Annotated in this window: 19 protein-coding genes; 9 read left to right on the forward strand and 10 right to left on the reverse strand. The window is 68.6% G+C overall.

Annotation, left to right across the window (positions count from 1 at the left end; translation table 11 throughout):
- Positions 1-42: 42 nt before the first annotated feature.
- The 3 genes from ACNO8X_RS05895 to ACNO8X_RS05905 are packed head-to-tail and all read left to right on the forward strand — an operon-like array spanning position 43 to position 3,409.
- The gene (locus ACNO8X_RS05895) at positions 43-975 is read left to right on the forward strand and encodes an NAD-dependent epimerase/dehydratase family protein (RefSeq protein WP_418004545.1); all 933 of its coding nucleotides are present in this window, start codon (positions 43-45) and stop codon (positions 973-975) included.
- Between the two features lie 57 nt (positions 976-1,032).
- A complete protein-coding gene (locus tag ACNO8X_RS05900) occupies positions 1,033-2,817 on the forward strand; it encodes an N-acyl-D-amino-acid deacylase family protein (RefSeq protein WP_418004546.1) in 1,785 nt (594 codons plus the stop codon).
- 1 nt (position 2,818) lies between these two features.
- Positions 2,819-3,409 (forward strand): TetR/AcrR family transcriptional regulator, encoded by a 591-nt coding sequence (locus ACNO8X_RS05905; RefSeq protein ID WP_418004547.1) that lies wholly within the window; start codon positions 2,819-2,821, stop codon positions 3,407-3,409.
- Here ACNO8X_RS05905 and ACNO8X_RS05910 read toward each other — a convergent pair.
- The 6 genes from ACNO8X_RS05910 to ACNO8X_RS05935 all read right to left on the reverse strand — a co-directional run bounded on the left by ACNO8X_RS05910 (position 3,400) and on the right by ACNO8X_RS05935 (position 11,468).
- The gene (locus ACNO8X_RS05910; RefSeq protein WP_043397331.1) at positions 3,400-3,759 is read right to left on the reverse strand and encodes a DUF2304 domain-containing protein; all 360 of its coding nucleotides are present in this window, start codon (positions 3,757-3,759) and stop codon (positions 3,400-3,402) included. The genes ACNO8X_RS05905 and ACNO8X_RS05910 overlap by 10 nt on opposite strands.
- Complete coding sequence (locus ACNO8X_RS05915; protein ID WP_043397334.1) at positions 3,756-4,448, reverse strand: glycosyltransferase family 2 protein; 693 nt, start codon at positions 4,446-4,448, stop codon at positions 3,756-3,758. The genes ACNO8X_RS05910 and ACNO8X_RS05915 overlap by 4 nt, the downstream gene beginning before the upstream one ends.
- Before the next feature lie 21 nt (positions 4,449-4,469).
- Positions 4,470-5,678, reverse strand: coding sequence for a hypothetical protein (locus ACNO8X_RS05920; protein ID WP_418004548.1), 1,209 nt, complete (start codon positions 5,676-5,678; stop codon positions 4,470-4,472).
- The gene (locus tag ACNO8X_RS05925; protein ID WP_418004549.1) at positions 5,675-7,009 is read right to left on the reverse strand and encodes a M1 family metallopeptidase; all 1,335 of its coding nucleotides are present in this window, start codon (positions 7,007-7,009) and stop codon (positions 5,675-5,677) included. Before ACNO8X_RS05925 ends, ACNO8X_RS05920 begins: the two co-directional genes overlap by 4 nt.
- Positions 7,006-10,890 carry a Pls/PosA family non-ribosomal peptide synthetase gene (locus tag ACNO8X_RS05930; protein ID WP_418004550.1) on the reverse strand — a complete coding sequence of 1,295 codons (3,885 nt, stop codon included), beginning with the start codon at positions 10,888-10,890 and terminating at the stop codon, positions 7,006-7,008. The genes ACNO8X_RS05925 and ACNO8X_RS05930 overlap by 4 nt, the downstream gene beginning before the upstream one ends.
- A gap of 62 nt (positions 10,891-10,952) precedes the next feature.
- Positions 10,953-11,468: a 2-oxo-4-hydroxy-4-carboxy-5-ureidoimidazoline decarboxylase gene (locus ACNO8X_RS05935; RefSeq protein ID WP_418004551.1), complete on the reverse strand. Its 516-nt coding sequence runs from the start codon at positions 11,466-11,468 to the stop codon at positions 10,953-10,955.
- Positions 11,469-11,621: 153 nt separating this feature from the next.
- On the opposite strand from ACNO8X_RS05935, the gene ACNO8X_RS05940 reads away from it, so the two are divergent.
- Entirely contained in the window at positions 11,622-12,899 is a 1,278-nt protein-coding gene (locus ACNO8X_RS05940) for an HNH endonuclease (RefSeq protein ID WP_418005795.1), read from the forward strand.
- 56 nt (positions 12,900-12,955) lie between these two features.
- On the forward strand, positions 12,956-13,342 hold the full coding sequence (locus ACNO8X_RS05945) for a thiol-disulfide oxidoreductase DCC family protein (RefSeq protein WP_418004552.1): 387 nt from the start codon (positions 12,956-12,958) through the stop codon (positions 13,340-13,342).
- Here ACNO8X_RS05945 and ACNO8X_RS05950 read toward each other — a convergent pair.
- The 3 genes from ACNO8X_RS05950 to ACNO8X_RS05960 are packed head-to-tail and all read right to left on the reverse strand — an operon-like array spanning position 13,334 to position 16,789.
- A complete protein-coding gene (locus ACNO8X_RS05950) occupies positions 13,334-14,233 on the reverse strand; it encodes an NAD-dependent epimerase/dehydratase family protein (RefSeq protein ID WP_418004553.1) in 900 nt (299 codons plus the stop codon). The two genes, ACNO8X_RS05945 and ACNO8X_RS05950, sit on opposite strands and share 9 nt — an antisense overlap.
- Positions 14,233-15,384, reverse strand: coding sequence for a cytochrome P450 (locus ACNO8X_RS05955; protein WP_418004554.1), 1,152 nt, complete (start codon positions 15,382-15,384; stop codon positions 14,233-14,235). Before ACNO8X_RS05955 ends, ACNO8X_RS05950 begins: the two co-directional genes overlap by 1 nt.
- Positions 15,374-16,789, reverse strand: a complete 1,416-nt coding sequence (locus ACNO8X_RS05960; protein WP_418004555.1) for an ABC1 kinase family protein — start codon at positions 16,787-16,789, stop codon at positions 15,374-15,376. The genes ACNO8X_RS05955 and ACNO8X_RS05960 overlap by 11 nt, the downstream gene beginning before the upstream one ends.
- Positions 16,790-16,865: 76 nt before the next feature.
- Between ACNO8X_RS05960 and ACNO8X_RS05965 the strand changes: the two genes are divergently transcribed.
- A complete protein-coding gene (locus tag ACNO8X_RS05965; RefSeq protein ID WP_418004556.1) occupies positions 16,866-17,474 on the forward strand; it encodes a TetR/AcrR family transcriptional regulator in 609 nt (202 codons plus the stop codon).
- A 3-nt stretch (positions 17,475-17,477) separates the two neighbouring features.
- Here the strand turns inward: ACNO8X_RS05965 and ACNO8X_RS05970 are convergent, their stop codons facing one another.
- Complete coding sequence (locus ACNO8X_RS05970; protein ID WP_043397358.1) at positions 17,478-17,966, reverse strand: inorganic diphosphatase; 489 nt, start codon at positions 17,964-17,966, stop codon at positions 17,478-17,480.
- Between the two features lie 89 nt (positions 17,967-18,055).
- Between ACNO8X_RS05970 and dacB the strand changes: the two genes are divergently transcribed.
- From dacB to tilS, 3 genes are read left to right on the forward strand one after another with little or no spacing between them, the layout of a single operon-like run.
- Positions 18,056-19,426, forward strand: a complete 1,371-nt coding sequence (dacB, locus tag ACNO8X_RS05975; protein ID WP_418004557.1) for a D-alanyl-D-alanine carboxypeptidase/D-alanyl-D-alanine-endopeptidase — start codon at positions 18,056-18,058, stop codon at positions 19,424-19,426.
- Entirely contained in the window at positions 19,423-20,472 is a 1,050-nt protein-coding gene (locus tag ACNO8X_RS05980) for a zinc-dependent metalloprotease (protein WP_418004558.1), read from the forward strand. Before dacB ends, ACNO8X_RS05980 begins: the two co-directional genes overlap by 4 nt.
- On the forward strand, positions 20,451-21,407 hold the full coding sequence (tilS, locus tag ACNO8X_RS05985) for a tRNA lysidine(34) synthetase TilS (RefSeq protein WP_418004559.1): 957 nt from the start codon (positions 20,451-20,453) through the stop codon (positions 21,405-21,407). Before ACNO8X_RS05980 ends, tilS begins: the two co-directional genes overlap by 22 nt.
- Positions 21,408-21,425 lie beyond the last annotated feature (18 nt).

Here is a 21,425-nt window from a genome sequence, read left to right on the forward strand (position 1 = left end):
CTGTACGGGGCAGTCGGCAGTGACCGTCGGTATGGTTGCCCCGTGCGAACACTTGTCACTGGTGCTGCCGGGTTCATCGGGTCGACGCTCGTCGACCGGCTTCTGTCCGAAGGGCACGAGGTCGTCGGGCTCGACGATCTCAGCAGCGGCAAGGTCGACAACCTCGCCGATGCCGAGGGCAACGCCCAGTTCCAGTTCGTCAAGGCGGACATCGTCGACGCTGATCTGCACGGCATCGTCGCCGAGGTCAAGCCTGAGGTGATCTTCCATCTGGCCGCGCAGATCTCCGTCGCGCGGTCGGTGAACGAGGCGCCGTTCGATGCCGGGGTCAACGTCGTCGGCACCGTGCGGTTGGCCGAGGCGGCCCGCAGCAACGGCGTGCGCAAGGTGGTCCACACCTCGTCGGGCGGGTCCATCTACGGCGTCCCGCCGGGCTACCCGACCAACGAGGACATGCCGGTGGACCCGTCGTCCCCGTACGCCGCCAGCAAGGTGTGCGGCGAGGTCTACCTCAATATGTTCCGCAACCTGTACGGGCTGGACTGCTCGCACATCGCGCCGGCCAACGTCTACGGCCCGCGCCAGGACCCGCACGGTGAAGCCGGTGTGGTGGCGATCTTCAGCCAGGCCCTGCTGGCCGGGCGGCCCACCAAGATTTTCGGTGACGGCAGTGACACCCGTGACTACGTCTTCGTCGACGACGTGGTCGACGCCTTCGTCCGCGCCGGCGGGGAGGCCGGGGGCGGGCAGCGGTTCAACGTCGGGACCGGGGTGGAGACGTCGGTGGCGCAGCTGCACACGGCGATCGCCGCGGCCGTCGGCGTGCCCGACGCGCCCGAGTTCCACCCGCCGCGCCTTGGCGACCTGCGTAAATCCTGCCTGGACATCAGCCGGGCGGGCGCTGTGTTGGGGTGGAGTCCCAAGGTGGCGCTGACCGAGGGCGTGTCCCGGACGGTGGACTTTTTCCGCGCCTGACCTGTGGGTATGCAGAAAAAGATTGTAAGTACTCACTTTCTGGGTTAGCGTCACGTCATGACCTACGACGTGATCGTCAAAGACGGCCTGTGGTTCGACGGCACCGGCCGCACGCCGCAACCGCGCAATCTGGGTATCCGCGACGGTGTCGTCGCGACGGTGTCGGCGCAGCCGCTCGATGAGACGGGCTGCCCCGACGTCATCGATGCCAAGGGCAAGTGGGTGACGCCGGGCTTCATCGACGTCCACACGCACTACGACGCCGAGGTACTGCTCGACCCGGGCCTGCGTGAGTCGGTCCGGCACGGCGTGACGACGGTGCTGCTGGGCATGTGTTCGCTGTCGACGGTGTACGCCGAGAACGAGGACGCAGCCGACCTGTTCAGCCGCGTCGAGGCGGTGCCGCGCAAGTTCGTCGTCGGCGCGCTTGAGCAGAGCCGGTCGTGGTCCGGACCCGCCGAGTACGTGCAGGCGCTCGAAGCGCTGCCGCTCGGTCCCAACGTCAGCTCGCTGCTGGGCCACTCGGACCTGCGCACCTCGGTGCTGGGCCTGGACCGCGCGACGACCCCGAACGTCACCCCGACCAACGCCGAGCTGGAGACCATGGCGTCGCGGCTCGAGGCGGCCCTGGACGCCGGCATGCTCGGCATGTCCGGCATGGACGCCGCGATCGACAAGCTCGACGGTGACCGCTTCCGGTCCCGTGCGCTGCCGTCGACCTTCGCCACCTGGCGGGAACGCCGCCGCCTGATCAAGGTGCTGCGGGGGCGCGGCCGCATCCTGCAGAGCGCGCCCAACGTCGCCAAACTGCAAGAGGCACTGAACTTCTTCCTCGAGAGCAGCGGCTGGTTCGGTCGTCGTGCCGGCGTGCGGATGAGCCTGCTGGTGGCCGCCGATGCCAAGTCCTCGCCCGGCGCCGTGTACCTCCTGGGCCCGGTGACCCGCCTGGCCAACAAGGTCCTGAACTCGAAGGTGCGCTTCCAGCATCTGCCGGTGCCGTTCGAATTGTATTCGGACGGAATCGATCTCCCGGTTTTCGAGGAGTTCGGTGCGGGTACCGCAGCGCTGCACCTGAAGGATCAGTTGGAGCGCAACAAGCTGATGGCCGACCCGGAGTACCGGCGCCGGTTCCGTAAGTCGTTCGACAAGAAGGTGCTGGGTCCGACCCTGTGGCACCGTGACTTCCACGACTCGACCATCGTCGAGTGCCCCGATAAGTCGTTGATCGGCAAGAGCTTTGGGCAGATCGCCGACGAGCGCGGCAGCCACCCGCTCGACGCCTTCCTCGACGTCCTGGTGGAGCACGGCGAGCGCAACACCCGCTGGACCACCATCGTGGCCAACCACCGCCCCAAGCAGCTCGACAAGCTGGCCACGGAGCCGGCGGTCCACATGGGCTTCTCGGATGCCGGTGCGCACCTTCGCAATATGGCGTTCTACAACTACGCGCTGCGGATGCTGCGCCGGGTACAGGACGCCGACAAGAGTGGCCGGCCGTTCATGACCACCGAGCATGCCGTGCACCGGCTGACCGGCGAGGTCGCCGACTGGTTCGGCCTGGAGGCCGGCACCCTACGGCAGGGCGAGCGCGCCGACTTCGTGGTGATCGACCCGGCCGGGCTCAACGCCGAACTCGAGGCGTACCACGAGGATTCGGTCGAGTTCTACGGCGGCCTGAGCCGCATGGTCAACCGCAGCGACGCCGCCGTCGTGGCGACCGGTGTGGGTGGCCAGGTGGTGTTCCGCGACGGTGAGTTCCGTGACGGCTACGGCCAGACCGTGAAGTCCGGCCACTACCTGCCGGCGCGCGGGGCGAAACTACCGGTGGCGCAGCCGGTCTGACATGGCCAGAACGCAACAGCAACGCAGGGAAGAGACGCGGGCTCGGCTCCTCGACGCCGCGATCGAGACCATCGTCGAGGTCGGCTACGCCCGCGCCTCGGCGGCGGTGATCGCGCGTCGTGCCGAGGTCTCCGACGGTGCGCTGTTCAAACACTTCGCCACCATGGGCGACTTCATGGCCGCGACGGCGCTCGAGGTCATGCGTAGACAGCTCGAGCAGTTCAGCAAGCAGATCGCCGAAATCCCTTCGGACCGGCCGGCTCTGGAAGGCGCGTTGATCGCGCTGCGGGACATCAGCGGCAACGCCACCAACGCGGTGATGTACGAGCTGATGGTCGCGGCGCGCACCGACGAGAAGCTGCGGGCGACGCTGCAGGGCGCCCTCGTCGAGTACGGCCGCAACATCTACGAGACGGCGCAGGAGATGCCCGGCGCGGATCAGTTGCCGCCGGAACTGCTGATGCTGATCGTCGCCGTGATGGTCAACACCTTCGACGGTGCGGCGCTGATCCGTGCCGTGCTACCGCAGCCCGAACTCGAAGACGGCCGCATCCAGCTGCTGGCCACGATGCTGGGAAGCCTTCAGACCTGACGGGTCGGCGGATCGGGCTCGGGGACGCGCGCGCCTTCCAGCGCCACCGCCCGGGCCAGTTGGGCGTAGCGCAGTTCGAGGTCCTTGAACCGCATGTATGCGCTGATCGTCGTGAACAGGAACGCGATGACCAGCGCGTACAACAGGAGATCGGCGCCGCGGCCGATGCCGAGCCAGTGCGCCACCACCGTGGTGTCGTTGGGGCGCAGGATCGCGTAGATGGCGCCGACCACGAACAGCACGTAGCCGACCTTCACCCACGCCCGCGACTGTGCGTTGCGCCGGGAACTGAACAGGTAGGCCAGCAGCAGGACCACCGCGCCGATCAGCAGTGCCTTGGTCCAGATCATCGGCGCAACCTTCCGCGCAGCAGCCCGTCGACGACGATGTTGACGCCGTTGACCAGCGGTTGACCCTTCGACATCGAATAGTCGGTGTACAGGATTTGCACCGACTGTTCGGCGACCCGCCAGCGGTTCTCCACGATGAGGGAGACGAATTCGCTGGCGTGGCTCATGCCGTTCATGGTCAGGTTCAGCCCGTCGGCCACCGTCTTGTTGAACACCCGCAAGCCGTTGTGGGCGTCGGTCAGGTGCAGCTTGCGACTGGACCGGCTGAGCTTGGCGACGATCGGCAGCAACAGCCGCTTCAGGATCGGCATGCGTTCGGGCGGTTGGTCGGCGAACCGGGTGCCGATCACGATGTCCAGCTCCTCGGTCCGCAGCCGCTCGATCATCCGCACGACATCCTTGACCCGGTGCTGGCCGTCGGCGTCGAACGTGGCGAAAACCTCTGCCCCAGGCCGGGATCGGGCGTACTCGACGCCGGTCTGGATGGCCGCTCCCTGACCGAGGTTCACCGGGTGCCGCACCACGTGGGCGCCGGCGGCGAAGGCCCGGTCGCCGGTGTCGTCACGGCCTCCGTCGTCGACGCAGACGACATTGGGGAAGACGGCCCGCACATCAGCGACGACGTCGGCAATGACGCTCGCCTCGTTGTAGGCGGGGATGACGATCCAGACGTCGCGATACAAGGACATGTTGATGCCGAAAATACACGCTCAGCGGCGCCTGATCGCGCCAAGCGCGGCCAGGTGGACGACGATGCCGACCAGCGGCCCGCACATCAACGCGACAATGGTGCGGGTCTGCAGGTCCAAAGGCAGCAACAACAACAGTGCCGCGGCCACCGTGGCACTCACCCAACCCACCGCGTAGGCCCGGTGCAGCGCGGCGGCGACCGTCGCGGCCCCGGTCAGCGTCAGGAAGGCGATGGCGACGGCGCCGGCCGTCAACCAGGCCAGCAGCGCACCGCTTGCGGCGTACTCGGGACCGAACAGCGTGCGCAGCAGCCACGGCCCGGCCAGCCCGGCGGCCAGCACCGCCAACGCGCCCAGTCCGGCGAGCACCAGGGCCGGGGTGAGCAGGGCTCGCAGTCGCCGGTTGTCGACGAAATGCGCGATCAGGTTGCCCTGCATCGCGGTCAGCGGCACCAGCAGCGGGGCGCGGGTCAGTGTCACCGCCAGGATGATGACGCCGCCGGTGGCTCCCAGGTCCCGGGACGTGGCCTGTAGCAGCACCGGGAAACCCATCACGAGGACGGCGCTGGCGCCGGCGGCGGCGATCGAATGTGCCGACCCGGTCAGGAAGGTCCGGGGCGTGCCGGGGGTGTGGATGGCGACCGCGGACCGGGCCACGCGGGAGGCCAGCAGCAGGATCAGCCAGGACATCGAGCCGGCGACGGTGGCCCACAGGTAACCGTCCAGCCCCCAGCCCAGGACGAACGCGGCGACGGCGACGGCGACCCGGATGCCCGCGTCGGTCACCATCAGCGTGCCGTACTGCGTCCAGCCGTCCGCTCCGGCAAGGACACCCAGCAGGGTGGCGTGCAGGCAGAAGCCCGCCAGGCCGACGCTCAGCAGCGTCACGCTCAGCGGGGTGGATTCGACGAACACGTGGCCGGCCCACAGTGGGGCGGTGCCGGCGATCAGCAGCCCCGCGGCGACGGCCACCAGCGCGGCCACCCGGATGGGCTGCAGGTGCGGCCCCGGCTGGGGCTCGGCGGTGCGGGCGATGCGGACCTCGCGCGTGGCTTCCTGCAGCAGGCCGTTGGCCGCTCCGGTGAACAACCCGAACGCGCCCCAGAAGACGCTGAAGACCGAGAAACCGGCGGGGGCCAGGTCGCGTGCGGCGAGGTACAGGATCGCGTAGCCGCACAGCGCGCTGAGCACCGTCGCGACTGCGACCCGCGCCACACTGCTGGGATTCACAGCGCCGGCAGTTCCACCGTGTAGAGCCACGCGGTCCACAGTCCGCGCAGGGACTGGTCGGTGTAGTTCGCGGCCAGGCCGGTGAAGTCGTCGGTCACCGCGGTCGAGTGCCGGTAGCGGGTCGTCCAATCCCGCAGCAGTGCAAAGAAATTCGCATCGCCGATGGTGCGCCGCAGGGCGTGCAGGGTGAGGGCGCCGCGCTTGTAGACGCGGTCGTCGAACATGTCCTCCGGGCCCGGATCGGCCAGCAGCAGATTCTGCGGCAGGCCCCGCAGCTTCTGCAGGTTGTGCGCGGCCAGTTGGTCGGCGGTCCGCCAGCCCGACTCCTCGGCCCACAGCCACTCGGCGTAACAGGCGAATCCCTCATGGAGCCAGATGTCCCGCCAGCGCCGCACTGTCACCGAGTTGCCGAACCACTGGTGGGCCATCTCGTGCGCGATCAGCCGCTCGGCGCTGCGGCGGCCGTCGCAGTGGTTGGCGCCGAAAATCGAAACGCCTTGCGCTTCAAGCGGAATCTCCAGCTCGTCGTCGGTGACCACGACGCTGTACCCGCTCGACAACGGGTACGGCCCGAACAACCGGGTGAACAGCTGCATCATCTGCGGCTGCCGGCCGAAGTCGTACTCGAAATTGCGGATCAGCCGCTGCGGCAGGGCCGCGGACATCGGCACCGGCGACTTCGACAGCCGCACCGACTCGTACCGGCCGATCTGTAGGGTGATCAGGTAGGTCGACGTCGGCTCGGCCAGCTCGTACACCCACATGGTCTGTGCCGCACGGGTTTTGCGGCTCACCAGCTCGCCGTTGGCGACAACCCGGTACGGGCTGTCGGTGCTGACCGCGATGCGGTAACTGGCCTTGCTGCTCGGGTGGTCGTCACATGGGAACCAGGACGCGGCACCGTTCGGCTGCCCGGCGACCAGGGCGCCCTCCGTCAGCTCCTCGAAACCGACCGTGCCCCAGATGGATTTGATCGGGCGCGGGTTGCCGCCGTAGCGCACCGTCACGGTCATCGCGGCCCCGGCAGGCAACGCGCTCGGCAGGGTGATGTGCAGCTTGCCGTGGACGGTGCGGTACTTGGCGGGGCGACGGCCGTTCACCTCGACCTTGGCCACCGCCAACGCGTCGGACAGATCCAGGGTGAACCAGTGCAGCGACGCCAGGGTGACCGCGGTGATGGTGGCGATGCCGGTCAGCCGGTTGCTCTCCACCCGGTATTCGAGGCTCAGTTCGTAGCGGGACACCCGGAAGCCGAAGTTGCCGTTGTTCGGCAGGTATGGATCGATCACCGGCGCAACGCTTTTGCGGTCCTTCTTGTTCGTCCGGGTCATGCGGCCTGCGCCTTTTGCCGGCCGCCGGACTTGCGTTTCTTGCCGACCCACGGGGCAATCGGATTGCCCTGCCAGCGAGTCGACGCCGGCACCGCGTCGCCGCGCATCACCAGTGACGCCGGGCCGACCGTCGCGCCGGCGCCGATACTGGCCGCGGGCAGTGCCACGCAGTGGGTACCGAGCGTGGCGCCCGGCTCCAGCACCACGGTGTCCAGCTGCATGATGCGATCGTGGAACAGGTGGGTCTGCACGACGCAGCCCCGGTTCACCGTCGCGCCCCGGCCCAGCGTCACCAGATCGGCCTCTGGCAGCCAATAGGTTTCGCACCACACACCCCGGCCGATGGCCGCTCCGAGGGCCCGCAGCCACAGGTTCATCACGGGGGTGCCGCTGGCGGCGCGGGCGAACCACGGCCCGGCGACGGTTTCGACGAAGGTGTCGGACACCTCGTTGCGCCACACGAACGGGGACCACAGCGGATGCTCGACGGCCCGGATGCGCCCGACCATCAACCATTTCGCGACCACGGCGATGGCACCGGCGACCGCACCCGCGTTCAGCAGCACCAGTCCGGCGCCCAATGCTGCCCACAGCCAACCGAATTCGCCGGCCAGGGCCTGCAGGACGCCGAGGACCGCGACGCCGATGCCGAACGTCACCATCACCGGCACGATCCGCAGGGTCTCGACCGTCGACCGCATGATCTTCAGCCGCAGCGACGGGTGGAAGGTGCGCAGCGTGTCCGATTCAGTTGGCTGGCGGCGCAACCGGATCGGCGGGCTGCCCAGCCACGACGACCCGGCCTTGGCCTTGTGCGGGGTGGCCGACAGCACGGCGACCAGTCCGTCGTCGGGGACGCGGCGTCCCGGTTGCGTGATGCCGGAGTTGCCCAGGAACGCGCGGCGGCCGACGGTCGCCTTGGCCACGTGAATCCAGCCGCCGCCGAGTTCGTACGACGCCACCATGGTGTCGTCGGCCAGGAAGGCGCCGTCGAGCACCTCGGTGAACTTGGGCGTCAACAGCGCTGTCGAAATCTCGGTGTCCTTACCGACTTTCGCGCCGAGGATCCGCAGCCACCACGGCGTCAGCAGGCTCGCGTAGATCGGGAACAGGTAGTTGCGGGCGGCATCCATCAGCCGCTCGGTGGCCCACAGCTGCCAGCCGACCCGGCTGCGCACCGGGTGGTAGCCCTCGGTCAGGCCGAGGGCCAGCAGGCGCACCCCGATCACAGTCAGCGCGGCGTACACCGCCATGGCGGCCACCGCGGCGACGGGCGTCCACAACGCGACCGGCACGATCGCCTCCGGCAGCGAATGGGTATGGCGCACCGGCAGAATCAGCACCGCCAGCCCCGCGGCGAGGGCCAGGATCGGCAAACCACCCAACAGGACCGACGTCAGCCCGTACATCGCGATCCACTGCGGGGCGCGGCCCGGCCGTTCGTCGGGCCACGGGTGGTGCGCCTTGCCGGACTTCACCGCCGGTGAGCCCTTCCAGTACTGCCCTGCCTTGACCTTGCCGATCACGCCGGAACCTGGTGCGACGTCGGCGTTCTTGCCGACCACCGCACCCGGCAGCAGCGTCGTACGGGCGCCGATGGTGGCGTCGTTGCCGATGCTGATCGGGCCGACGTGGAACAGGTCGCCGTCGATCCAGTGCCCGCTGAGGTCGACTTCCGGTTCGACCGAGCAGCGGTCCCCGAGGGAGAGCATGCCGGTGACCGGCGGGGCGGAGTGCAGGTCGACGCCGTTGCCGACCTGGTTGCCCAAGGCGCGGGCGTAGTACACCAACCACGGTGCGCCGGCCTGGTTTTCGGCACCGCTGGCCTCACCGAGGCGTTCGGCGAGCCAGACCCGCAGGTGTTCGGAGCCGCCGCGCTTGTAGGTGCCCGGTTCCAGACCGGACAGCAGGGCGCGGGCGCAGAACACGGCGATACCCATACGGCCGATCGGCGTGACGAACACCAGGAACCCGACCAGGATCACCCACCAGTTGACGGTGTGGGCCCAGGGCAGCAGGTGCAGAGCGGCGGCGATGTTGTTCAGGATTGCCAGCCAGACCACCCACTGCATGCCGGCCAGGGTGGCGAGCGGGATCGCGACGAGGGATTGGATCAGTTGGGTCGTCAGCGGAACCGGTGTGACGCTTCGGGTTTCGACTGCCGGCGGCGGGTCGAGCTCGTCCAGGTAGCCGGCCAGTGAGCCCAGCCGCGGGTGGTCGTAGAGGTCGGCGACGGTGACCTGCGGATACTTCTGGCGCAGCAGCGAGACCAGCTGTGCCGCGGACAACGAGCCGCCGCCGAGGGCGAAGAAGTCGGCTCCGGGCCCGTCGATGGGGGAGGCCAATACGTCGCGCCACAGCCCGGCGAGCCAGCCCATGGTGCCGTCCAGATCGGGGCTGTCATCGCCCGCGGAGTCGACGGGCCAGGGCAAGGCGTTGCGGTCGACCTTTCCTGATGTGCGCGTGGGCAATTCGTCGACCAGGACGAGCCGCGGAACGAGCGCGGCGGGCAGCGACTCGGCAAGTGTCTTGCGAGCGTTGGTGATATCGAATTCGGGGTCGGCACTGGCGATGTAACCGACCAGCAGGGGAGTGCCGGTGGCCGTCTTGCGCACTGCGGCGGCGCCGCCGCTGACGCCGGGCAGGTTGACGAGTGCGGCGTCGACCTCGCCGAGTTCGATTCGCCGGCCGCCGACCTTGACCTGATCGTCGGCGCGCCCCTGGAAGTAGAGACCGTCCGGCTCCAGCCGGACCAGGTCACCGCTGCGGTAGGCGCGGCCCCAGCCGAGAGTCTCCATCGGGGCGTACTTCTCGGCGTCTTTCTCGGGGTCGAGATAGCGGGCCAGACCGACGCCGCCGATCACCAATTCACCGACGTCGCCGTAGCCGACCTGTAGGCCGTCCTTGTCGACGACGGCCAGGTCCCAGCCGGGCAGGGGCAGCCCGATGCTGACCGGCCCGCCGCCCAGCGGCGCGAGGCACGCGACGACGGTGGCTTCGGTGGGGCCGTAGGTGTTCCACACCTCGCGGCCTTCGACAGCCAGACGCTCGGCCAGTTCAGGCGGGCAGGCTTCGCCGCCGAAGATCAGCAGCCGCACGGCTTCGAGGGCCTCGGCCGGCCACAGCGAGGCGAGCGTCGGGACCGTCGAGACGACCGTGATGTCACGGGAGACGAGCCAGGGGCCCAGGTCCATGCCGCTGCGCACCAGCGAGCGCGGCGCCGGGACGAGGCAGGCGCCGTAGCGCCAGGCCAGCCACATCTCTTCGCAGGATGCGTCGAACGCCACGGACAGTCCCGCCAGCACCCGGTCGCCCGGGCCCAGCGGATTGTCCTTCAGGAAGATCTCGGCCTCGGCGTCGACGAACGCTGCGGCGTTGCGGTGCGTCACCGCGACGCCCTTCGGGGTACCGGTGGAGCCGGAGGTGAAGATGATCCAGGCGTCATCGCGGGTCAGCGGCCTGCCTGCCTGCCAGCCGCGGGTCGAGCCGGGTCCCCGGACCAGGCCTTCTTCGGTGATGACGCCGACCACACCGGCCTCGCCGAAGACCAGCGCGGCGCGTTCCTCGGGATCGTCGGCGTCGACCGGGACGTAGGCGGCGCCGGTCGCCAGGGTCGCCAGGATCGACACGTACAGCGCGTAGCTGCCCGAGGGCATGCGGATGCCGATGCGATCACCGCGGCCGATGCCCCGTGCGGCCAGCCAGGCCACGCTTTCCTCGACGTCGGCGATCAGCTCGGCATAGGTGAGCTGGACGGTGCCGTCGTCGATGGCCGGCGCATCGGGATATTGAGCGGCCGTGGCGTAGAGGATGTCGATGAGTGTCCGGGCCTGCGGTGCGTTCGCTGAACGCACGTACTGCGGGGGGATCTCCTGATGCACGGGTACAAACTACTAAGGCTTGGCGAACTGTTCCTGGCGGCGGGCTTGCCGTGGCAGCTTCGTTACCAGTTGTTGTAGCCGCCCTCGGGTCCCAGCATGCGCTCCAGCCGGGTCCGATTGATCCGGGCCAGCTCGTTACGGACCACCTTGCGCTCGGTCTCGTGGTCGTTGTGCATCCGGTCGGCCATGTGGGTCAGTACTTCGTCGGCGCTCATGGCGCCGACGAACATCACGAAATCGAACCCGAAGTGGTCCCGGTAGGTCGATGCGTTGGTCTGCAGCGTCGCCATCAGCCCCGGGTCACGGTCGCACACGGCGCACTGCTCGAATTGCGAGCGGGCGCTACCCGGCCGGCGTCCGACCTGCGGGTAGGCCTGCAGGATCGCATCCACCGAGGTGTCACCCAACGCGAACAGCAGGTCGTCGGCCCGCCGATACAGATGGTCGTGGTCGTCGTAGATTCGCCCGTCGGCCAGGCTGCCGGCCAGGGGCACGCTGTAGCAGCATTCGTACAGTGCGTGCACCGCCCGCTGCTTTGGCATGGCGTTGAACGCGTCGAGACCAATGCCCTGATGCATCAACACATGGACATCATCGAATGTGCAGGGTACGTGCAGATTTTCTCCATGTTAAAGCCGCGAAAACTGGTAGCAGGCGACCCTGTTTATTCACAGATCCGCATTCATCCACAGTCGGCGCCTGCCAGAAAGTTTGAGTCAGTAGAAACGCGCATATTCGAACATATGAGCGAAGCATTGGGTCCCGGCGCCGATGAGGCGGCGTTGTTGGGTCGCGTGGCTGAGCTCGAGCGGGCGAAGTCGGCTGCGGCAGCCGAGCAGGCGCGGCTGGCGGCGGCGTTGGAGGCGCGGCGGGTGGCGGCCGCACGGGCGGGTGGGCCGCGGGTGTCGCGGGCGGCGTTGGGCTCGGAGGTCGGCCTGGCTCGGCAGGAGTCCCCACACAAGGGTGAGCGGTTGATGGCGATGGCCCGCATCCTGGTCGCGGATATGCCGCGCACGTTGGCCGCGTTGGAGTCGGGTGTGCTGTCGGAGTATCGGACCGAGTTGATCACCAAAGAAGCGGCGTGCCTGTCGCCGTTGGATCGTCAGCTGCTGGATGTGGAGCTGTGTGGGGATCCGGGCCCGTTGGCGGGGTTGGGCAACGCCGAGATCACGGCGGAGGGCGCGCGGATCGCCTATGAGCTGGATCAGCAGAGCGTGGTGGAGAAGATGGCGCGGGCGCAGGCTACGCGGCATGTGCGGTTCCGGGTGACCGGTGACGGCATGATGTCGATGACGGTGCGACTGCCGGCCGCCCAGGGGCAGTTGGTGCGCCAGACGCTCGCACACGAGGCGGCGTCGGTGGTGGCGGCGGGGTCGGAGCGCAGCCGTGCGCAGGTGATGGCCGATGTGGTGGTGGAGCGGGTCACCGGCCGCGATCCCGTCGAGTCGCCGGTGCCGGTGACGGTGAATCTGGTGCTCTCGGATGAGACGCTGCTGACCGGGGGTGAGCAGCCCGCGCAGTTGGACGGCTACGGACCTATCCCGGCGGCGGTGGCCCGGGATTTGGTGCTGGCCGCGGCGGCCGATGCGACGGTGGGGGCGGCGTTGCGGCGTTTGTACGCCCAGCCCGGGACGAACAAGTTGGTGGCGATGGAGTCGAGGTCGCGGGCGTTTCCGAAGGCGCTCGCGACGTTCATCAGCCTGCGCGATCAGATCTGCCGTACCCCGTTCTGCAATGCGCGGATTCGGCACACCGACCACGTCACCCCGCATGCCAAGAGTGGGCCCACCAGTGCGCACAACGGGGATGGGTTGTGTGAACACTGCAATTACGTCAAAGAAGAACCGGGTTGGCAGGCCGCGGCGAGTTATGACCGGTACGGCCGGCACACCATCGCGCTGACCACGCCATCAGGAGCGGTGTACACCTCCACCGCGCCACCGACACCCGAAGGCCTCCGCATCTTCACCCACGATGTCCACATCGCGCGGATCAATCCCGCCGCCTAGCCAGGTGTGTGGCGACTCACGGCCGCGGATGTCGCTCGCCAGCGCATGATGAGGTCATGGACGGTGTGCTGTTCTTCGACGGCAAGTGTGGGATGTGTACCCGCGCGCGTAACGCGCTGCTGCGGATGAATCGCACCGGTCGGGTCCGTACCGAACCGTTCCAGAAGCCCGGCACAGCCGAGAGGCTCGGCGTGGCACCAGAACATCTCATGGAATCGGTGTGGTGGCTGGATTCGTCCGGCGAAGTGTTCGGCGGTGCGAAGGCTGCCAACGCCGCACTGTCCGCGGCCCTGGGCACTCGGTTGCCGTTGTGGGTCTACGCCATTCCGGGAGTCGGTGCGCTCCAGGAGCGTGTCTACCGTTGGATCGCCACGCATCGGTACCACTTCCGTGGCGTCACGCCGTGGTGCGAATCCGCGCCGTCGGAGTGTGTTTCAGCCTAGCTGCGCCATCGCGCGGTATCCCTCGGCGGCGCTGGGGTACCGGGGCCGCCAGCCCGAAACGTCGCGAAAGCACTTGTTGCTCACGCGAAGTGATCGCGTTATGGACGTAAGTCGGTCGCCGAGCAGAAGTCCCACTCGTCCCGGCCCAGTTATCCAGATGCGGTGCCCGACGGCCGCGGCGCAGGCGTCCGCATATTCGCGTTTGGTCAGCGGACTGTCGTCGACGATGTTGTACGTGCCACCGGGGACCGCGAGCGCCGCGACGACGGCATTCGCCGCATCCGCGACGTGGATCGACGAGATATAGGTACTGCTTCGGCCCGGGACAAACCCGATGTGCCACTTGGCCATCTCGAGGATCTGTTCACTGTGTGCGGCGTGCGGACCGTAGAACACCCCGAACCGAAGGATCGTCGACTGCTCGCCGAACCGTCGCGCGCTGGCTTCGGCGGCGTGGTTGCCACGCGTGATGGGGTAGTGGTCGACGGGCTGGTCTTCGTCGACCCAGTCGCTTCCACCGTCGCGGTAGATCATCACGACAGACTCTTGAATCATCCTCTGTACACCCGCATCTCGGGCCGCGTCGACGACGGTGGCGGAGCCCTCTGAACGCACCCGCTCGCATTCTGCCCACGCCGATTTGCGGATGAACGCCGTTGTGGAAGGGAGCGCTGATGCCAGGTTGACCACCGCATCGTGGCCGGCGAATGCATCGGCCAATCCGCGGCGGTCGAACAGCGACACCGAAACCGGTTCGGCGCCTTGGCTCCGCAACACCGCGGCCTTGGCGTCACCGCGGGCCAGAGCGGTGACGGAGTGGCCGGCAGCGACCAGTGCGGGGACGGTATGGGTGCCGATGGCACCCGTGCCTCCGGTCACGAACACCCGCATCAGCGGAACACCACCGGCAACGTCTGGGGCCCGCGGATGGCCGGCGTATCCCGCCAGGTAACGGCCCCGCTCATAACAGGTTGGCGGGCAATGACTTCCCGCAGCGCCACGGTCAACTCCAGCTGGGCCAGGGCCGAACCCAGGCAGTAGTGCGCTCCGTATCCGAAGGCCACGGGTGCTGGGCCGGTGCGGTCCACGCGGAAGCGGCCGGGCTCCTCGAACACCGCCGGGTCACGATTGGCGGCCGCCACCACCACGACGACGCTGTCTCCGGCCGCGATATCGACGCCGCCCAGTCGGTGGTCCTCGGTGGCGGTACGCACCGTCGACTGCACGGGACCGTCGAGCCGCAGCAGTTCGGTGATCACCGCCCCGTCCACGGTGTCGACCCGTTCATCCACGAGCCGAATCAGCCCCGCGCCAAGGAGATTCGCCGTGGTCTCGTGCCCGGCGACCGCGATCAGGATGGCTGTCACCACGACGTCCTCGAGGGACAGCTCGGGGTCGGTGGCGATGAAGCTGAACAGGTCGTCGCCGGGATGCGCCCGGCGGTCGGCGGCGAGTGGCAGGAACTCCGCCATCAACGCGGCGGCCGCACCGAACCCCTCTGCCACCTCCACGGGATCGGCGAGGGTGCCGAGCATCCGGATGATCGACGGCGACAGTTCACGCAGTGACGCCGCGTGCGCCGGATCGAGTGCGAGCCATTCACCGACCACCGCGATCGGTAGGGGCAGCGCGATCTGCGACATGAAATCAAACGGCTCGCCGGTGGGCGCCTGTGCGATGACCTCGGCGGCGATCGTCTCCACACCCTCGGTCAATCCGGCCACCGTGCTGCGCGTGAACGCGTCCCGGACCGCGCCGCGCAGCCGGTCGTGATCGGCGCCGTCGGTGAAAAGCATTGAGGCCTTGGTGAATTCCGGTGCCATCATCATCATCGATGCGCGCGCCACCGGGTTGGCCAGCGGATCGCTGGTCCAGCCGGACCCGCCGAGCACCTGTCGGGCCGCGTCGTAGCTGAGCACCAGCCAACCTTGGGCGACGCTGTCCCATACGACATCACCGTCGCGCCGGCGGGCCTCGTAGAAGAGGTAGGGATCAGCGGCGTCCCAGGGCAGCCGGGCCGCTGCGACGTCGTTAGGCGACATGATCGTCCGTCCCGTGTGGCAGTCCGCGGCGCTTGACCCACGCCTCGTGTTCGAGGCCCAGATCGGTGACAGGCGCTGCGACGCCATCCATTTCGTCCAGCATTCCGCGGGCGTGGAAGGTGGCGTTCAGTGCGGTGAAAATCGCATTCATCGACAGGTTCAGGCGCGAGAAGAACACGAAATCGGCGGGCACCCTGATGTGCCGCATGGGATGGTCCGCCTCGCGGACGTCCAGCATCGAGGCGATGGCGCGCCGCGATGCCTCGTCGGTGTAGGTCACCGGCTGCGGCGCCAGGATCTCGTAGATGATGCCCTCCCACCAGCGGTAGGCATCATCGGCGGTCAGTACCGAATCGGTTGCGAAGAAGCCGCTTTCGACCATGCTCGACCGCAGATCGTCGCGGCGCCCTTCGACCGCGCAGCGCATCAGGTTCACGATGCGCCGGCGCTGACCTTCGGGAAGGATCTTCGCGCAACCGAAGTCGACGAATCCGACGGTGCCGTCGAGGCCGAATCGGTAGTTGCCCGGGTGCGGGTCGGCGTGGAACAGATGGCCGTGCCGGTAGGAGCCGGTGACGAACCGCGCGATCACCTCGGACCACGTGTCCTTGGTATTCTGGTCGGCGTCTTGCGCTGCGCCCCAATTCAATCCGTCGAGGTACGTCATGGTCAGGACGCGGTCGCCCGATGCCTCGCCGACCAGTTCGGGCACGCGAACGTAGGGGTGGTCACGCCAGAGCTCGCTGAACGCGGTGATGTGGGCGGCTTCCCGGCGGTAGTCGATCTCCTCGGAGATGCGTTCGGATATCTCTGCGGCGATCGGGGCGACATCGGGCAGGATTGTGCCGAGCGTGCTGGCCGCGCCGGCCGCGAACCGGAACATGGTCGCCAGCAACTCGGTGTTCGACAGATCGTCGCGAATCGCTTGTGCCACACCGGGGTACTGAATCTTCACCGCGACGTCACGGCCGTCGTGCAGGACGGCCCGGTGGACCTGTCCGATGGACGCGGCCGCCATCGGTTCGTCGGAGAACGACGCGAACACCGCGGAGATCGGGCGTCCCAGGTCGTCCTCGACGATGCGCCGGGCCAGCGCTGAATCCATCGGCGGCGCGTCGGCCTGCAGCCGGGTCAGGGCCCGCTGGTACGGCGAGAGTTCGCCCGCGCCAATGGCATTGGCGTCGACCATGGACATCAGCTGGCCGGCCTTCATCAGCACGCCTTTGGAGTGGCCGAGGAGTTCGGCGTATTGCTCTGCGGTGCGCTCGTGGAACCGTTCGACCGCGCCGGTGTTGCCGGCCCTCTCCTGCAACGCCGCGACCATCCGCCCACCCGCGGCGCGGGCGGTGAAGCCGGCGACCGGCATGGTGCGGCGGATACGTCCGCGCGGCACATTTCCGGCCATTGCGCCTCCAAGCGTTGTATGGTGACCTAGTACGAAATATATGACCCTTCTTATATGCAGTCAATGGTGGGAGTCAATGGTGGAAACCTCGATCAAGGAACGGACCAGGGAACGTCTGGTCACCGAGGCCATGCGGCTGTTCAGTGAGCAGGGCTACCAGGCCACCAGCATCACTGCGATCGAGAAAGCCGCCGGCCTGGTGCCCGGCTGCGGCGCGCTGTACAACCACTTCAAAACCAAAGAGGCCCTGCTGGCGGCAGGCATCGACAGGCAGCTGGACCGGCGGCGGGCGATGCACGACATCAGCGCGCTGTTCGCCGGTGAGGGGGAGCTGCGGACAGAACTCACGCTGCTCGGCCGGTATGTGCTCAGTGTGCTGAACCAGGAAAGCCAGTTCCTGCAGGTCGCGGCTCGCACGCCGGCGGACCGGTCGGACCGGCTGAACGCCGCCTATGCCGCCCTGGTCGACGGCCTGTACAGCGAACTGGCCGACTGGATCGGGGGTTGCGCGCCTGGCCTCGATCAGGCCGAGGCCAGGCGCATCGCAGTGGTCGGGGTCAACGCGCTGCTGGGCAAGCAGGCGACGCGCGTCGTCTTCCATGCCCCGCAGGCGGACACCCCGGATGAGGAGTACATCGCGGACTGGACCGCGATGCTGGCGGGCCGGATCGAAGCGGCCCGCTGAAACTCAGTGCTCTTCGGTCTCGAACCGGGCGATCGAGCGGGCCAGCTCTTCTTCGGCCTCTTTACGGCCGACCCAGTCGGCGGCCTTGACGAACTTGCCGGGCTCCAGGTCCTTGTAGTGCACGAAGAAGTGCTTGATGGCGTCCAGCTCGAACTGCGAGATGTCGCCCAGGTCCTGGATGTGATCCCAGCGCGGGTCGCCGGCGGGCACGCACAGCAGCTTGTCGTCGCCGCCGGCCTCGTCGGTCATCTTGAACATGGCGACCGGGCGGGCGTCGACGATGCAGCCCGGGAAGACCGACTCGGTGAGCAGCACCAGCGCGTCCAGCGGGTCGCCGTCCTCGCCGAGGGTGTTCTCGAAGAACCCGTAGTCGGTGGGGTAGCCCATGGGGGTGAACAGGTAGCGGTCGAGCTTCACTCGGCCGGTCTCGTGGTCCACTTCGTACTTGTTGCGCGAACCCTTGGGGATCTCGATGACGACTTCGTGCTCCACCGGGAGGCTCCTTAGCTCTGTGCTGATAACCGGGTACACCTTAGACGAGCGATACCCTGCTCAGTGACCCGTACGAGTTCAGGAGCAACATGCGGCCCACCCGGTGGCGCCGATCGACCCACTTGGCGATCGGTGTGGCAGTTCTGGTGCTGGTTGCCGCGCTGGTGGCGGCGGCCGCGGTGATGACGCGGCATGAAGCCGTCCCGGCGGCCGGATCGGCCGTCAAGCCGCAACCTGCGCTCGTCACGGCTCAACCTGGGGTGCAGCCGGTCTCCGACGCCGCGGCGCAACCGGTGCCCGCGCAGCTGGCCGCCGTACTGGCGCCGCTGGCGGCCAACCCGAATCTCGGCATGCTGGGCGGCCGGATCACCGATGCCCTGACCGGGACGCAGCTGTGGGCGCAAGGCGCGAACATTCCCCTGCAGCCCGCGTCCACCAACAAGACGCTGACGGCGGCCGCGGCGCTGCTCACCCTCGATCGCAACGCGCGGTTGACCACCACGGTCGTGTCGGGTGACACGCCGGGCGTGGTGGTCCTCAAGGGCGGCGGCGACCCGACGCTGTCCGCGGCGCCGCCCGGCACCGACACCTGGTACGGCGACGCGGCCCGCATTTCTGACCTGGCCGACCAGGTCCGCAAGGCGGGCGTCACCCCCACCGCCGTTCAGGTCGACGTCAGCCTCTACTCCGGCCCGACGATGGCGCCGGGCTGGGACGTCGCCGATATCGAGGGCGGCGACTGGGCCCCGATCCAGTCGGTGATGGTCGACGCCGGTCGCGTCCAGCCCACGACCGTGGAGTCCAAGCGGTCGACCACCCCGGCCCTCGACGCCGGCCGCGCCCTCGCCGCGGCGCTGCGGGTCGACCCCACCAACGTGACGGTCCGCACCACACCGGCTGCCGGCCAGCAGATCGGTGCGGTGCAGTCCCCGCCGCTGATCGAGCGCCTGCGCGAGATGATGTGGGCGTCGGACAACGTGATGGCCGAGTCGATCGGCCGTGAGGTCGCCGCCGCGGTGAACCAGCCGGAGAGTTTCGACGGCGGAGTACGTGCCGTCCTCGGCCAGTTGTCGAAAGCGGGACTGACCACCTCGGGCGCGACGCTGTTCGACGCCAGCGGCCTGTCGGTCAACGACCGGCTCACCGCAGCCGTCCTGGACGACGTCGTCAACGCCGCGGCGGGCAACAGCGAGCCCCGGCTGCGGCCGCTGCTCGACGTCCTGCCGATCGCCGGCGGCAGCGGCACGCTGTGGAACCGCTACGTCGACACTCCGTCTGCCGGATATCTGCGGGCCAAGACCGGCTCGCTGACCGGGACCAACGCGCTGGCGGGCATCGTCACCGACCAGAGCGGACGGGTCCTCACCTTCGCGCTGATCTCGAACAACGCCGGTCCGGAGGGGCGTACCGCGCTCGATGCGCTGGCCGCGGCGTTGCGGCCCTGCGGGTGCGGCTCGTGAGCCGGACGCCGACCGTCGGCCGCGCCGTCGACTGGGGCTTCGCCGCCACGGTCGGCGCCAAGCTGACCCGCCCGGAACCGGCGACCACCGACTACACCCGCAACCAGGTGCGTGAGCAGCTCGCCGATTCCGCGCGCCGGGCCGAGCTCCCGGTGCGGGAGGTGACGTTGCTCAACGAAGGTGCCGAGGTGCCCGAAGCCCGCGTCGTCGACCGCCAGGACTGGGTCCGTGCCGCCACCGAATCCATGCGGGTCATGACAGGCGGTGAAACGTCAAGTGCCACAGGCCTTGCCGCGATGTTGGCCGGTCGGGTCACCGGCGCGCAGACGGGCGCGGTGCTGGCGTTCGTATCGTCGGGCATCCTCGGGCAGTACGACCCCTTTGCTGCCAATGGTGGCGAGCTGTTGCTGGTTGCCCCGAATGTGCTTGCCGCAGAACGGCAATTGAAGGTCGACCCCGCTGACTTCCGGCTCTGGGTGTGTCTGCACGAGGTGGCGCACCGCGTACAGTTCCGCGCCAACCCGTGGCTCACCGAGCACATGTCGCAGGCGCTGGCGGTGCTGACCGACGAATCCGGTCTGGATGCCGGTGACATCGCCGGCCGGTTGGCCGAGTACGTGCGGACCCAGAGGGGCGGCGAGTCCGACCCGAATTCGCAAGGCATCCTTGGTGTCATGCGGATCATGCAGTCCGATGAGCAGCAGCGTGCGCTCGATCAACTGCTGGTGCTCGGGACGCTGCTGGAAGGTCACGCCGATCACGTGATGGACGCCGTCGGTCCGGCGGTGGTGCCGTCGGTGGCCGCCATCCGCAGCCGGTTCGACGAGCGCCGCCATCGCAAACAGTCTCCGCTGCAACGGATCGTCCGTGCCCTGCTGGGGGTCGACGCCAAGATCGCCCAGTACACTCGCGGCAAGAAGTTCGTCGACGAGGTGGTGTCGACCGTCGGCATGAAGCGGTTCAACGCGATCTGGACCGATGCCGAAACCCTGCCGCTGCCAACCGAAATCGACGAGCCGCGGCGATGGATCGATCGAGTGCTCTGAGTCGACTGCGCCCTGCGGTCACGGCGTTCGCGCGCCGGCATCCGGCCGACCGGTGGTGCGTCGGGCTTTCCGGTGGTGCCGACTCGCTGGCGCTGACCGCGGTCGCCGCCGCCCTCAGGCCGACCACCGCCTTGATCGTCGACCACGGTCTGCAACGTGGATCGGCCGATGTGGCAGCCACTGCGGCCGCTCAAGCCAGGCAGTTGGGTTGTGTTGATGCCCAGGTGATTTCCGTGCACGTGGGCACCGACGGCGGCCCGGAGGCCGCGGCCCGCACCGCGCGGTACGACGCACTGGATGCTGCGCGGGACGGCGCGCCGGTGCTGCTCGCGCACACCCTCGATGATCAGGCCGAGACCGTACTGCTCGGGCTGGGTCGGGGTTCGGGCCCGAGATCCATTGCCGGCATGCAGGTTTGGGACCCGCCGTGGGGACGGCCCCTACTGGAGATGCGGCGCGCCGACACCGTGGCGGCCTGCGCCGAGCTCGGGCTCACACCATGGCAGGACCCGCACAACACCGACCCGCGCTACACCCGGGTCCGCTTGCGCACCGAAGCGCTGCCGCTGCTGGAGGACGTGCTGGCGGGCGGCGTCGCGCCGGCCCTGGCCCGCACCGCCGCCGCGCTGCGGGAGGACAACGACGCCCTCGACGCCCTGGCCGCCGGGCACCTGGCCGCCCTGCGCACCGGCGACGGCCTGACGGTCGCCGGGCTCGAAGACCTCCCCGCCGCGCTGCGCCGCCGGGTGATCCGCGGCTGGCTGCTGGGCGTCGGGGCGACGGCGCTCACCGACGTACAACTGCGCGCCGTCGACGCGCTGGTCGGGGACTGGCACGGGCAGGGTGGCGGTGCGGTCAGCTCTTCGCTGCGGTATCAGCGATTGGTCGTCACCCGCCGCGCCGGACTACTCACAGTGGCTGCCCGACCTGTGTGAGCGACCGCCGAGCGGGAC

Source organism: Mycobacterium sp. PDNC021, assembly GCF_048282635.1.
Taxonomy (GTDB): domain Bacteria; phylum Actinomycetota; class Actinomycetes; order Mycobacteriales; family Mycobacteriaceae; genus Mycobacterium; species Mycobacterium llatzerense.